General features: G+C 35.7%; 14 protein-coding genes. 10 read left to right on the forward strand and 4 right to left on the reverse strand.

Annotation, left to right across the window (positions count from 1 at the left end; all coding sequences use genetic code 11):
* Nucleotides 1-81: 81 nt before the first annotated feature.
* The 7 genes from rnr (at nt 82) to tsaB (ending at nt 6,644) form a co-directional block, all read left to right on the forward strand.
* Complete coding sequence (gene rnr / locus JOE44_RS17235) at nt 82-2,250, forward strand: ribonuclease R (RefSeq protein WP_209786524.1); 2,169 nt, start codon at nt 82-84, stop codon at nt 2,248-2,250.
* Nucleotides 2,251-2,479: 229 nt separating this feature from the next.
* Complete coding sequence (locus JOE44_RS17240; RefSeq protein ID WP_209786525.1) at nt 2,480-2,746, forward strand: hypothetical protein; 267 nt, start codon at nt 2,480-2,482, stop codon at nt 2,744-2,746.
* Between the two features lie 278 nt (nt 2,747-3,024).
* Nucleotides 3,025-3,711: a LysE family transporter gene (locus tag JOE44_RS17245; protein ID WP_209786526.1), complete on the forward strand. Its 687-nt coding sequence runs from the start codon at nt 3,025-3,027 to the stop codon at nt 3,709-3,711.
* Nucleotides 3,708-4,637, forward strand: a complete 930-nt coding sequence (locus JOE44_RS17250; RefSeq protein WP_209786527.1) for an LD-carboxypeptidase — start codon at nt 3,708-3,710, stop codon at nt 4,635-4,637. The genes JOE44_RS17245 and JOE44_RS17250 overlap by 4 nt, the downstream gene beginning before the upstream one ends.
* A 41-nt stretch (nt 4,638-4,678) precedes the next feature.
* Nucleotides 4,679-5,050 carry a YraN family protein gene (locus tag JOE44_RS17255; RefSeq protein ID WP_209786528.1) on the forward strand — a complete coding sequence of 124 codons (372 nt, stop codon included), beginning with the start codon at nt 4,679-4,681 and terminating at the stop codon, nt 5,048-5,050.
* A gap of 82 nt (nt 5,051-5,132) precedes the next feature.
* Nucleotides 5,133-5,882: an SDR family NAD(P)-dependent oxidoreductase gene (locus tag JOE44_RS17260; protein WP_209786529.1), complete on the forward strand. Its 750-nt coding sequence runs from the start codon at nt 5,133-5,135 to the stop codon at nt 5,880-5,882.
* An 81-nt stretch (nt 5,883-5,963) separates the two neighbouring features.
* Nucleotides 5,964-6,644: a tRNA (adenosine(37)-N6)-threonylcarbamoyltransferase complex dimerization subunit type 1 TsaB gene (gene tsaB / locus JOE44_RS17265; protein WP_209786530.1), complete on the forward strand. Its 681-nt coding sequence runs from the start codon at nt 5,964-5,966 to the stop codon at nt 6,642-6,644.
* A gap of 16 nt (nt 6,645-6,660) precedes the next feature.
* Here tsaB and JOE44_RS17270 read toward each other — a convergent pair whose 3' ends face one another.
* The 4 genes from JOE44_RS17270 to JOE44_RS17285 all read right to left on the reverse strand — a co-directional run bounded on the left by JOE44_RS17270 (nt 6,661) and on the right by JOE44_RS17285 (nt 11,185).
* Nucleotides 6,661-9,207: a tetratricopeptide repeat protein gene (locus tag JOE44_RS17270; RefSeq protein WP_209786531.1), complete on the reverse strand. Its 2,547-nt coding sequence runs from the start codon at nt 9,205-9,207 to the stop codon at nt 6,661-6,663.
* Between the two features lie 148 nt (nt 9,208-9,355).
* On the reverse strand, nt 9,356-9,919 hold the full coding sequence (locus JOE44_RS17275; RefSeq protein ID WP_209786532.1) for a Maf family nucleotide pyrophosphatase: 564 nt from the start codon (nt 9,917-9,919) through the stop codon (nt 9,356-9,358).
* 8 nt (nt 9,920-9,927) lie between these two features.
* Nucleotides 9,928-10,446 (reverse strand): HAD family hydrolase, encoded by a 519-nt coding sequence (locus JOE44_RS17280; protein WP_105682910.1) that lies wholly within the window; start codon nt 10,444-10,446, stop codon nt 9,928-9,930.
* Complete coding sequence (locus JOE44_RS17285; protein WP_209786533.1) at nt 10,436-11,185, reverse strand: Rossmann-like and DUF2520 domain-containing protein; 750 nt, start codon at nt 11,183-11,185, stop codon at nt 10,436-10,438. The genes JOE44_RS17280 and JOE44_RS17285 overlap by 11 nt, the downstream gene beginning before the upstream one ends.
* 182 nt (nt 11,186-11,367) lie before the next feature.
* On the opposite strand from JOE44_RS17285, the gene JOE44_RS17290 reads away from it, so the two are divergent.
* From JOE44_RS17290 to JOE44_RS17300, 3 genes are read left to right on the forward strand one after another with little or no spacing between them, the layout of a single operon-like run.
* Nucleotides 11,368-11,919 (forward strand): sigma-70 family RNA polymerase sigma factor, encoded by a 552-nt coding sequence (locus tag JOE44_RS17290; RefSeq protein WP_110008945.1) that lies wholly within the window; start codon nt 11,368-11,370, stop codon nt 11,917-11,919.
* 17 nt (nt 11,920-11,936) lie between these two features.
* On the forward strand, nt 11,937-12,479 hold the full coding sequence (locus tag JOE44_RS17295) for a hypothetical protein (RefSeq protein ID WP_209786534.1): 543 nt from the start codon (nt 11,937-11,939) through the stop codon (nt 12,477-12,479).
* Nucleotides 12,480-12,485: 6 nt separating this feature from the next.
* Nucleotides 12,486-12,998, forward strand: a complete 513-nt coding sequence (locus JOE44_RS17300) for a hypothetical protein (RefSeq protein WP_209786535.1) — start codon at nt 12,486-12,488, stop codon at nt 12,996-12,998.
* The last annotated feature ends 31 nt before the right edge of the window (nt 12,999-13,029 follow it).

Below are 13,029 nucleotides of genomic sequence, written 5' to 3' on the forward strand. Positions count from 1 at the left end.
TATACGAAGGAATGAATAAGGAAGATTTAGAAAAAGGTTTTATGTAAGATAAAACCAAAACAATGTAAAAAGAAAATTAACATGCCAAAAAAAAGAAAATATATAAGTCATAAAAATGATTTAAAATTGATGGAGATCGGAAGACTGATCCTCCGATTTATGAATGCGAATTCATCCAAAATTTATAATTACAAGCAGATCGCTGACGGAATAGATTATAAAAATCCAAGACAAAGAGAACTTGTCATCCAGGCACTGCATAAACTTCAGGGATCAGAAAAGATCAAAGAAGTGGAAAAAGGAAAATATATTGTGAACCTGAAAATCGCAGGAACGCTTACCGGAATTATTGACTTCAACCAAAGTGGAAATGCTTATGTAAGTGTAGAAGGATTGGAAGATGATGTCTTTGTTCATGCCAAAAATGTGAAGGATGCCTTGCAGGGAGATAAGGTTCTTATTATAACTTATCATTATAAAGGAAAGAAACTTGAAGGCTCCGTTCTTGAAGTTTTAGAACGTAACAGAACGGAATTTGTAGGAACATTTCAGAAGGTATTACATAAAGATTTTGGGTTTGTGGTTTGTGATAAAAAATCAATCAACACGGATATCTTTATTCCAAAAGGAAAATTCAGCACTGCTGAAGATGGTGATAAGGTCATTGTAAAAATGACAGAATGGAGACCAGGGGATAAAAATCCGGAAGGGGAAATCATTCAGGTATTGGGAGCTCCGGGAGAACATGAAACGGAGATCCACTCTATTCTTGCAGAATATGGTCTGCCTTATGAATTTCCATCGGAAGTAGAAGCTGATGCAGATAAAATCGACAGAAGTATTACTGATGAAGAGGCTGCAAAACGCTGGGATATGCGTAACATCTGTACATTTACGATTGACCCTAAAGATGCTAAGGACTTTGATGATGCTTTATCCATAAGAAAACTGGAAACTGGAAACTGGGAAATCGGAGTTCATATTGCAGATGTCTCTCATTATGTAGTTCCGGGAACGATTCTGGATGATGAAGCGTATCAGAGAGCAACCTCAGTATATCTTGTTGACAGGGTTGTACCGATGCTTCCGGAAGTGTTGAGTAATGATGTTTGTTCCCTTCGTCCACACGAAGATAAATATACTTTTTCAGCCGTTTTTGAACTGAATGACAATGCGGAAATTCAGAAACAGTGGTTTGGAAGAACGGTTATCCACTCAGACAGAAGATTTACCTATGAAGAAGCTCAGGAAAGAATTGAAACCGGACAGGGAGATCTGGCCGAAGAGATTAATACGCTTGACAAACTGGCCAAAATTTTGCGTCATGAACGTATCAGAAAAGGAGCCATTACATTTGACAGAAGTGAAGTAAGATTCAATCTTGATGAAAATAATGAGCCAATTGGAGTTTACTTTAAAATCAGTAAAGATTCCAATCACCTGATCGAAGAATTCATGCTTTTAGCCAATAAAAAAGTATCTGAATATGTATCTCTGAGCAGAAAAGGTGAAATCACTAACAATACATTTATTTACAGAGTTCACGATGATCCGGATCCTGCAAAACTGGAATCTTTGAGGGATTTCGTTGCTACTTTCGGATACAAAATGGATCTTGCCAATACCAAAAAGGTGGCGGCATCTTTGAACAAACTTCTACATGACGTAAAAGGAAAAGGCGAAGAAAATATGATCGAAACGCTTGCGATGAGAAGTATGAGCAAAGCGGTATACTCTACAGAACCTATTGGTCACTACGGTTTAGGTTTTGAGTATTATTCCCACTTCACCTCTCCTATCCGTCGTTATCCGGATTTGCTTGCACACCGTCTTCTTCAGCATTATCTGGACGGAGGAAAATCTCCAAACAGAGGTGATCTTGAAGAAAAGGCAAAACACTGCAGTGCAATGGAAAGACTGGCTGCAGATGCAGAAAGAGATTCTATCAAATTCATGCAGGTGAAATTCATGGAAAAACATTTGGGAGAAACTTTCAAAGGAGTTATTTCTGGAGTGGCAGAATTCGGTTTCTGGGTGGAAATTCCTGAAAACGGTGCTGAAGGTTTGATCAAACTAAGGGATCTTGTAGATGATTCATATATGTATGATGCAAAAACACATGCTGTATACGGAATAAGACACGGAAAAAAATACCAGTTGGGTGATGAAGTTCAGATCAAGGTGGTAAAAGCTAACCTGATTCAGAAGCAGCTTGATTTCAAGATTGTAGACAATGACCAAGATAGATAAATCTATTGTCTTTAGTATCTTAAATGCAATATTATTGATAACAGTCATTTTTAATACTGTTATCAATTTTTATCTTTTTGTACTGGTTATTGTCGTTCTTGTTATATTATGTAATATTTTAATTAAAAGAAATATTATCGATATCAATAAACAAGGGAGAAAATATTTTTTTGGAGTCACTTTTCCTCAGATAATTAATGGATTTTTTTTGATAAACTATCTTACAGGAATGAATCCTACCAAAGAAACATACTGTTTTAAAAACATGATTTCAGAGGTTGGAAGTATACGCAGCCATCAGAAAGGAAAGACAACTTACGTTTATTTGAGTGGAAACGCCTATGAATATTCTTATATGACAAGAAGTTTTTGGATTGATTATAAAAGAATGCTGTTTAAAAATCAGGTTATTTATACCTTTGAACGAGGTATTTTTGGTCTTAAAATCAGAAAAGATTTCGAATTCGTTTTTAATGAAAATTGTCAGGATAAATAAAAATAAGACTAATCAATATAACCAGTAAAAATATAACAAGAAAGAGGTTGTTCCTATCAGGAATGATCTCTTTCTTTTTTATAATCAATGAAAAACAAGTTTAGTGAGCTGTTCCTGCTGCGAATACTTCCCTATTCCTACTTATTTGCTTCAAAAATTTACATTAAACTCTGATTAAAATCAAGTGGATATATTGCAACTTTATTGAATAATTAAATCATAAAGTATAACTTTGTATAAAACGAAATGAATTTTTTTTCATTTTAAAATACCACTTAATGCTAGAACTTGTACTATCTGCCATCATATTAGGATTTATGCTGAGCCTGGTTTTCATAGGACCTATATTTTTCCTGTTAATTGAAACCAGCTTTTCCAGAGGTCCCAGACATGCCTTATCACTGGATCTAGGTGTTATTACGGCAGATTTATTATGTATTGTAGCAGCGTACTATGCCAGTACAGATATCGTCACTTTAATTGATAAACATCCGGGATTTTATAGGATCACTTCTATTCTTATTTTTATCTACGGGATCGTAATGCTGGTTACCAAGACGAAAATGCATATGCCTGGTGAGGAAAGGATCATTGGACAGAATTACTTTAAAACATTTTTTAATGGTTTTTTCTTTAATCTCTTAAATGTTGGTGTTATCCTTTTCTGGCTGGTAACAGTAATTTCCGTAAGGAATCAATATCCGGACACCAGCAGTTTTATTTTATACATAGGCATAGTATTGGGCACATACCTTTCAATAGATCTTGCCAAGATATTTCTTGCCAAGCAATTTCACGATAAATTAACACAAAAACTAGCCAACCAAATCAGAAGAGTTGTTGGCTGTATTCTTATTGTATTCAGTTTCTTTATCTTCCTGCAAAGTTTCAAGAAGTTCAACCAGTTTGAAAGACAGCTGGAAGAAGCAGAGAAGAAAGAAGTAAAATATCAAAAAACAAAATGAAAAAAATGATCTTTCCTAAGTCTCTTAAAAAAGGAGACAAAATAGCTGTTATTTCCCCTGCAGGATCGGTAGATGCCTCTCAACTGGAAAAGGGAATAGAAATGATTAAAAGTAGAGGTTTTGAACCCATTCTCGGGGAACATCTTTACACCAAATTTTCAAACGGATACAATTATGCCGGAACAGAAAAGGAAAGAATAAAAGATATCAACTGGGCTTTAAATGATACAGAAGTTAAAGCTGTATGGGCTTCCAGAGGAGGCTATGGCTGCCAGCATCTGATTCAGCATCTGAAACCGAAAAACTTTACTGAAAACCCGAAATGGTACATTGGCTACTCTGATAATACGGTAATTCAAAGTTATCTGTTGAAAAAAGGTTTTGCCTCCATTCACGGACAAACGATTAAAACTTCGAGTTTTGGGGTTACGGAAGAAAGCTATGACCTGATTTTTGATATCTTAAAAGGGAAAAAACCAAAATATAGCCTTGAATCTCATCAATTCAATAAAGAAGGGAATATTGAAGGAGAATTGGTTGGAGGGAATTTAGCCCTTATTTATGCCCTTTTAGGAACTAAATATTCATTCGACTTTAAAGATAAAATCTTGTTTATTGAAGATATCGGAGAAAACTTTTATGCGCTTGATCGTATGATTATGACGCTGGAGCTGGCCGGAGTATTCAATAAAATCAAAGGACTCATCGTTGGAGGCATGACCAATATGGGAGATGAAAAGGAGAATAAAAGCTATGAGGAAAGCTTTGATGAGTTTGCTTATAAGCTAATTTCTGAGAGAATTTCAAAGTATAAATTTCCTGTGATATTCGGTTTCCCCAATGGACATATTAAGGACAATAGGCCGCTATTAATAGGTGGAAATGTTAAAGTGAAGGTTGGCACTAAGGTCAAAGTAGAGTTTTAAATATCACCACTCTCCTATCTCCAAACTCTTAAACATACAATATGGCTCATCATAACGATTTTGGAAAAATAGCAGAGAATCTTGCTGCTGATTATCTTCAGAAAAAGGGGTACAAAATCCTGGTCAGAAACTTCCGTTTTCAGAAAGCGGAGATTGATATTATTGCTGAAAAAGATAATGAGATTATTATTATCGAAGTGAAGGCAAGATCTACTGATGTCTTTATGCTGCCCCATGAAGCCGTAACCAAAACGAAGATAAAATCTATTGTCTCGGCTGCCAATCATTATCTGGAAGAATTTAATAAAAATAATGAGGTAAGATTTGATATTATCTCTGTTCTCCCCGATGAAAACAAAAATTTAATTATTGATCATATCACAGATGCTTTTCAGGCATTTGATGCAAATTAGTAAATCAAAATAACAATGTATGAAGGTCATACAGTCTTGCTATTGGTAAAGTATTCCATTCATACATTTAATAAACAATTTTATGAAGACAATATTCATCACCGGAGCTACTTCCGGTATAGGAAAAGCCACTGCAGAACTTCTTGCAAAACAAGGGAACCGAATTATTATCTGTGGAAGAAGAAGTGAAGTGCTGGAATCTGTGAAAACAGAGCTTTCACAATTTACCGAAATATTTAGTTTAATGTTTGATGTAAGAAATCTTGAAGAAGTTGAAACAGCGGTTAATTCCCTTCCTGAAAACTGGAAAGATATTGATGTTCTGATTAATAATGCAGGGAATGCTCATGGATTAGATCCTCTGTCCGCTGGTAAAACAGATGACTGGGATTCTATGATTGATGGCAATGTAAAGGGATTGCTCTATGTTTCTAAAATGATTATCCCAATTATGAAAACTAAAAATTTAGGTCATATTGTAAATATCAGTTCTGTAGCAGCGAGACAAACTTATGCAAATGGAGTAGTGTACTGTGCAACGAAGAAAGCAGTAGACGTGATTTCTGAGGGAATGAGATTAGAACTTACTGAATTTGGAATCAAAGTAACGAACATCCAGCCGGGTGCTGTAGAAACTGATTTCTCTCTGATAAGATTCAAAGGAGATAGTGAGAAAGCTTCAACCGTATATGCGGGCTATGATGCTCTGAAAGCTGAAGACATTGCCGATGCAATTGCCTATTGTGTGAACGCACCAAAGCATGTTACGGTTTCAGATATGACCATCTATCCAAGTGCTCAGGCAGAGCCGAGAACGATTTATAGAAAATAGTCCAAAATAATGGAGTAAATTTGCGGAATATTAAAAGCGATTTTGCTCTTGCAATATTGCAGCTTAGCTTAAAATAAAAAAATGAAAATTCTATATCTGGAAACATCGTCCAAAAACTGTTCAGTAGCTGTATCAGACAATGAGAAGCTCCTATGTCTTTGTGAAGAGGTTTCTGAAAACTATAAACAGTCTGAAAGTCTTCATACCTATGTTGAGTGGGCATTGGAAGGAGCGGGGATTTCACTTAAAGATATTGAAGCTGTTTCTTTAGGTAAAGGTCCGGGATCCTATACCGGTTTAAGAATTGGTGCTGCTTCTGCAAAAGGATTTTGCTATGGGCTCAAGGTTCCTCTGGTAGCTGTAAATTCTCTTGAAAGCATGATAGAGTCGTTTTTAGGCGATAACTACGATTTGGTTGTGCCTTTGGTTGATGCAAGGAGAATGGAGGCTTATACGGCCGTTTATGATGGTAATACAGGGAAGGAATTATCTGAGACCGAAGCTAAGATTTTAGATGAAGCTTCTTTTGAAGAATTAAAAGATAAAAAAGTATTGTTTGTAGGGGATGGTGCTAAAAAAGCAAAAGAAATACTGAATCTTCCGAATGCTGTTTTTAAAGAGGATGTTTATCCTTCCGCACAATATCTCATCAGGAAAACACTGGCAAAAATAGAAAACAAGGAATTTGAAGATATGGCTTATTTCGAACCTTTTTATCTCAAAGATTTCCATGGAGTAAAGAAAAAGAAAAGCGAAGAGTAATCTTCGCTTTTTTATTTTATTGAGGTCTTGGTGGTGACTTTGACCCTGATTTCGTTTTGTCATTTTGCGGTGGAGTAGTAGCTCCATTTTGTGGCTGGAGATTGACATTTTCCAGTTTCTGTACTTTTCCGTTGTTCATTTGTGGAATACCGGTATTTTGGGTACTTGGCTGTACAGGAGCTCCTGAAGGTCGCTCAGGAATTGAATTTCCTTTATTATCCGTTGCCTGGAAGCTCAAATCACTTTTCAGATAATTCAGCATTTCTTTGGCTCTTATTCCTTCAGATGTTTTAGAATAATTCAGGGCAATCTGCTCAAGCTGCAGAATCATTACTTCCTTTCCACTGGATTTTCCTGCGTTGAATGCATTTAAAAGGTAAAGCTTAGGTACCAGGGCATCTTTCGGAAACTTCTGGATCGTTTGATCAATTATATCTTTACTTTCTGCAAATTTTTCTGATTCAAACAGTGCATATGCCTTTTTATATTCGTTTTCAACTTCTTCAGTTGATTTTACAAATGATTTATTCTTAGGGTTTCTCGCAAACTCAGCATAAGAAGTATAGGGGTAATCTGCTAGTAGAATTTGTTTTGCTCTTTCGGAAGCCTGTGGATTTTTTTCATAATTCATGGCAAAAATCTCATACAAGGCCTGTAACATTACCTTTTCTTCCGGTTTTACATCTACAAGATCATAAAGCGTTTTCGTAGCTAGGGGAGTATTGGTAAAATAGTTCTGATACATAATTCCCAGACCTAATGAAGCCGTATCTCTGTCCTTTTTTAACTGAGATAATTTACCCTGATCCGAAGGAATCTGTTCAATATAATACGCAGGCTCAAAACGTCTTGGATTAGGTGCTGAATTAACTCCCAATGCTTCATTCTTCATATCTTCAATAGAGGCCATTTTCTTGGAAGAACGCCAGTTGTCAGCAAGAGCACGGTCTCCCCAGATTTGCTTAAATGAAGATGTTCCTTTGCTTACAGTACCTGAATTACTGAAGTAAAAACCTTTTGTAGTTATTCCAAAATCCTCAAAAGAATTGGAACTATTGGCAAAAATAGAATTGGCACTATAATCTCCGGTATCAAATCCTTTGCTTCTTTCCGCACGCCTTCTTTCCTGTTCTTCTTTTTCTTCTTTAACCTTTAATTTTGCAATGTATTTTGTGAAATAATCTGTTTTCTGGGCATCGCTCATCTTTGCCAGAGAAAGAATACTGTCATTCTTTTTGATCAGATAGTAGTTTCTGGAAATCTTTTTAATATATGCGGACTGATCTTTTAACAGGATTTTAGAAGGTTCATAAGTCATTACAGCCAATGCAGAATCATAATAGCTTCCGGCTCCGATATAATCATTTTTGTCAAGGTAGCTTTTTCCTATTTCATAATAAGCCAAGCCACGGATCTGAGGATCAGAAACCTTTTCAAAAAGAGATTTTCTGAAGAATTGCTGAGCTTCGTCTTTTTTTCCTGCTTTATTGGCCATTAAACCCAAAGCATAGTAAAATTCATTCTTTCTGGAGCCGTACATCCCTTTTTTACTGATTCCTTCCAGATAATTTTTGGCACCGGCATAATCGCCTTTACCGTTAAAAGTTTTGGCAATAGCAATCTGGGATTTTACTTCAAATTCAAAATCACTAGCGTATTTATAAGCCGCAGTATAGCTTTCTCTTGCTTTATCATTTTGGTTAAGATTTTCCAGAACCTGACCTCTCAGATAAGCAATTCTGCTTTTCAGTTTTCTGTTGCCATTCAGCTCAAAAGCATCATCAAGTTCTTTGGCAGCTTCTTCTTTTTTACCGGCCTCAAGAAGGGATTCAGAATAATAAATGCTCAGCAGTTTTGCATAGCTCTTACTGATATCTTCTCCTTTCAGTTTGGCAAAAGTTTCATGTGCCCTGTGATAATCTTTGATTTTATCATAAGCCAGACCCTGATAAATTCTTGCCAATGCAATCCTTTTATCATCTTTCATATGAGTGAAAACATAATTGAGAGCATCCAGTGCTTCCAGAGATTTACCTCGATAAATTCTTGCCTGGGCGAGGATCATATAGGCATCGAAAATCTGCTTATTTTTTTCTTCACCATTCCTGGTTACAGAATATTTATTGATTGCTTTTAAAGCTTTAGCTTCTGCAATTTCAAGTGTAGTCGCTCCTTTACCTTGTTCACCATCTGGTCTTGCAGGTCCATTTCCTGAAGCCCCAGGTCTGTTGGGAGCTCCGGAATCCCCTCTTCCCGAAGGTCTGTTGGCTACTTCAGCCATCTTCATAGAATTTTCTGCAAAAGCTTCCGTTTGCCCAAGATCACTTCCCAAAGGCTGTTCTTCATAAGTCAGAATGGGAATGTAAGGAGCATAGAAGTTGTCTTTATGTCCTTTGTCTCTGGTCGTAAATTCACTGTTTAACGCATCTTTCGCATTAAACAGAGTGTTGTAATATGTGGAAAACCCTTTTAATACTCTTGAACGCTGCTCTGGCTTTTTTGTTTTGGTAGCACAGGAAGCAACAAGGCATATCACTAAAAGGAATAATATATTCTTTTTCATTATTCAATATAACTCGCTAATCTACTTTTTATTATCAGCATTTGATGATTTTGTAAAAATAATAAAATTTTATAATGAATAATATTTATATTTCTTGCGAAAATATTTTATTTCTTCTTTAACTGACATTTGGATTTTCAAAAATCTCTTAAATCAGAGCGGTTTCTTTCAATATTTTATAAACAAGATGAGTAGGAAGCCCCATAATTGTATAATAACTTCCTGTAAGGCTTGTGATCTTTGCCATTCCCAGCCATTCCTGGACACCATAACTGCCGGCTTTATCAAAAGGCTTATACTTCTGAATATAATAGTTTATTTCTTCATCCGAAAGCTCAGCCAGCGTAACATCTGCTACATCAGTTTCTGTAAAAGATGTATTGGCTGTTTTGATGGTAATTCCCGTATATACCTGATGAGTTCTTCCCGAAAGACTTTGAAGCATTGCAAAGGCGTCATCTTCATCTTTAGGTTTTCCCAGAATTTGATGGTCAATAGCAACTACCGTATCAGCAGTCAAAAGTACTTCATCTGCTTCCAGACTTCTGAAAGCTTCTGCTTTTAAGTCAGAAAGGTAAGCTGCAGCTTCCTCTATTTTGATGTTTTCAGGGATAATTTCCTCACAGTCTATTTTTACGACTTCAAATTCAAAACCAAGGCTGGAAAGAAGTTCTTTTCTTCTTGGCGATTGGGATGCTAAAAGTAATTTCATGCCGGTAGTTATACAGATTGGGTATTATCATCATGCCAGTTCCCCTGAACTTTCATCACTTGTTCAATCACATCGCGTACTGCACCGGTTCCTCCTTTTTTCGGGGAAATATAATCGGAAATTCCTTTTACTTCAGGAACTGCATTTTCAGGGCATGCCGCAATCGCTGAATTTTCCATGATATGAATGTCCGGAAGATCATCACCCATCGTCAGAATCTCTTCATTTTTTAGATTGTATTTCTTCTTAAAATCTTCAAAATCCTCCATTTTATTGTGAGATTTCGGATAGTAATCCTGAATACCCAGATAATTGATCCTGTGTTTTACCATTTCATCATTTCCTCCTGTGATAACACCGATCAGATAATTATTTTTTAATGCTTTCACCACTGCATATCCGTCCAGTACATTCATTACTCTGCACATATTTCCTCCGGGAAGCAAGTAAACACTTCCGTCGGTGAAAACTCCGTCAACATCAAATACAAATGCTTTAATATCTTTTAATTTCTCTTTATAACTCATACATTTTCTGAATAGAATGATTCATTGTTTTATAAATTTCAAGACTTTCGTCTTTTAATAACTGTTCATGCAGCTGTAAAATTCTTACATCATTTCTCACTGCAGGTCCGGTTTGTGCCTGCTTAGGTTCAATTTCATGAATTTTCTGAACTGTTTCATCAATCAGCGGCAGGAAATAATCAAACGGAATATCCTGGGAATCTGAAATTTCTTTAGCTCTAGAAAAAAGATGATTCACAAAATTGCAGGCAAAAACAGCAGTCAGATGAATATATTTTCTTTTTTCGTGATTGCTTTCCATCACCTTTTCTGAAATCTTTGAGGCAAGGTCAAACAATATTTTTTGATCTTCTTCATTTTCTGCTTCTATGAAAAAAGGAATTTTTTCATACTCCAGCTCTTTGGATTTTGAAAAGGTCTGCAAAGGATAGAAGCTTGCTTTACGATACTCACCAGCCAGAACTTCTTTAGGAAGCGATCCGGATGTATGGGCAACCAAACAGTTTTTTTTGGTAATGATCTTCGAAATTTCTTCTACAGAATGATCACTTACACAGAGAATATAAAGATCCGCTTCTTCCAGCCGGTTTGTGGAATAAGGAATAGCTAATTCTTCAGAAATTTTATTTAATTCTTTTTCGTTCCTGCCAAAAATCTGGGCAATGGGAATGCTTTTCAAAGTGAAAGCCTTTGCCATATGGTAGGCCACATTTCCGGAACCGATGATTACAATTTGCATATAACAAATATAAGATTTTAAGCCGAGTCAGAAAAGGAAGACAACTTCAGAAATTCTGTACTTCAATATAGGCACGTTTATTGCGTAAGTGTCTCATAATATTTTTAATATTTAAATTGAAAATTGAAGAAGTAATTTAACTTTCAGTTATTTTTGTAATCCAAAACAATGTAAGGCATCTTATGAAGATTAAGGACGCGGAAATTATTTCGTTGATGCAGAATCCACGGACCCAGGATAAAGGTGTCCGTGCCTTGATGGATGCCTATCAAAGCAGATTGTACTGGCACATAAGAAGAATTATTGTGGACGGAGATCTTGCACAGGATACTTTGCAGGAAACTTTTATTAAAGCTTATCAGAATTTTCATCAGTTCAAAAATGATAGCCAGTTGTATACCTGGTTGTACAGAATCGCTACCAACGAAGCACTACAGCAGGTCAACAAAATGAAGAAAATGCAGAAAACTGACGAGGATCCGGAGTATCACATGCAGAATCTCGTTGCAGATAATACGGAAGGAGATGCTGAAGAAATACAGATTTTACTGCAGAACGCTATACAGAGTCTGCCCGAAAAGCAGAAACTGGTATTTATGATGCGGTATTATGATGATTTGCCCTATGAAGAAATATCAAAAATTGTAGATATGTCGGTAGGGACTTTGAAAACAAATTATCATTATGCCAAACAGAAAATAGAAGAGTATATTAAAGAAAATTACGAAAAATAATTTTTGACCCAACAAAGATGAAAGAGTTCGACATAGAAAAATTAGAGCGTAAAAACATTTACACAGTTCCTGATAATATGTTTGAAAATATTCAGGAGAGCGTTATGAATGATATAAAGACAAGTAAAAAAGCACCTGTCTTTAAGCTGAACTGGATGTATGCAGCAGCGGCATCACTGGCTTTGATTTTTGGAGCAACTTATGTTTTTAATTCAGATAATAATTCCACAGAACAAATACTGAACACTAAAACAGCGTATGCTGCCAATAACGGAGAGCCAAAAACAGAAAGTGAGCTGGCTTATGAAACTTTAAAATCGGATTTAACTTCTGTTGAAAATAATAATCAAACAGTTGGAAATCAAAAGGATAATGCTATTTACGCTTCGGAAAGAGTAAATGAAACAAAAAAAATAACAGAAACACCAAAACCGGTGAAAGCTGTAAAGAAAAAAGAAGAAACACGAATGAATGAATATCTGGACTCGTTTTCTAATTCTGAAATTGCAGAGTTAGCAAGTAATTCGACTCAGGACGTTTATTTGGATATTTATAATTAAAAGAAAATGAAAAAGATATTATTGACGTTTTTGATTATCTACGGCTTTGGATTAAATGCCCAAAGAACGGATTATGATTGGAAAAAGATGGATCCTAAGCAAAGGAAAGAAGTCATCAATAATCTTTCTCCAGAAGAGAGAAAAGATCTCCTTAAGAAATTCAGGAACAATATGATCATGGATAATCTGAATGTTGATCCAGATGATAAAGCCGAATTTACCCAATTATATAACGAATATCTGGATAGTCAGAAGCAGATAAAAAGCCAGTTTAATTCAAACTTTGATCCTGAAACGTTAACGGATGAGGAAGCAAAGGCTAAATTGCAGCAAAGTTTTGAAGTAGGTCAGAAGTTATTGGATAACAGAAAGAAATACGCAGATAAAATGCAGCAGGTAATTCCTTGCCAGAAAGTTCTGAAGCTTTTTCAATCTGAAAAAATGATGAAGGATAAAATGGATGAAAGAAAACCTCACGGTAATAATAACAATGCTTCGGGATCTAAACAAAACCCATAATAGTTTATTTTTTTAATGTTGGACGGCTCTC

This window comes from Chryseobacterium sp. PvR013 (assembly GCF_017833095.1).
Lineage (GTDB): Bacteria > Bacteroidota > Bacteroidia > Flavobacteriales > Weeksellaceae > Chryseobacterium > Chryseobacterium culicis_A.

Coding starts and splice junctions, on each gene's coding strand:
- JOE44_RS17260 (WP_209786529.1), top strand. CDS start 5,133: ATGAAGACAATATTCATCACCGGAGCTACTTCCGGTATAGGAAAAGCC.
- JOE44_RS17290 (WP_110008945.1), top strand. CDS start 11,368: ATGAAGATTAAGGACGCGGAAATTATTTCGTTGATGCAGAATCCACGG.
- JOE44_RS17240 (WP_209786525.1), top strand. CDS start 2,480: ATGAATCCTACCAAAGAAACATACTGTTTTAAAAACATGATTTCAGAG.
- JOE44_RS17275 (WP_209786532.1), bottom strand. CDS start 9,919: ATGAAATTACTTTTAGCATCCCAATCGCCAAGAAGAAAAGAACTTCTT.
- JOE44_RS17285 (WP_209786533.1), bottom strand. CDS start 11,185: ATGCAAATTGTAATCATCGGTTCCGGAAATGTGGCCTACCATATGGCA.
- tsaB (WP_209786530.1), top strand. CDS start 5,964: ATGAAAATTCTATATCTGGAAACATCGTCCAAAAACTGTTCAGTAGCT.
- JOE44_RS17250 (WP_209786527.1), top strand. CDS start 3,708: ATGAAAAAAATGATCTTTCCTAAGTCTCTTAAAAAAGGAGACAAAATA.
- JOE44_RS17295 (WP_209786534.1), top strand. CDS start 11,937: ATGAAAGAGTTCGACATAGAAAAATTAGAGCGTAAAAACATTTACACA.
- JOE44_RS17245 (WP_209786526.1), top strand. CDS start 3,025: ATGCTAGAACTTGTACTATCTGCCATCATATTAGGATTTATGCTGAGC.
- JOE44_RS17255 (WP_209786528.1), top strand. CDS start 4,679: ATGGCTCATCATAACGATTTTGGAAAAATAGCAGAGAATCTTGCTGCT.
- JOE44_RS17280 (WP_105682910.1), bottom strand. CDS start 10,446: ATGAGTTATAAAGAGAAATTAAAAGATATTAAAGCATTTGTATTTGAT.
- JOE44_RS17300 (WP_209786535.1), top strand. CDS start 12,486: ATGAAAAAGATATTATTGACGTTTTTGATTATCTACGGCTTTGGATTA.
- rnr (WP_209786524.1), top strand. CDS start 82: ATGCCAAAAAAAAGAAAATATATAAGTCATAAAAATGATTTAAAATTG.
- JOE44_RS17270 (WP_209786531.1), bottom strand. CDS start 9,207: ATGAAAAAGAATATATTATTCCTTTTAGTGATATGCCTTGTTGCTTCC.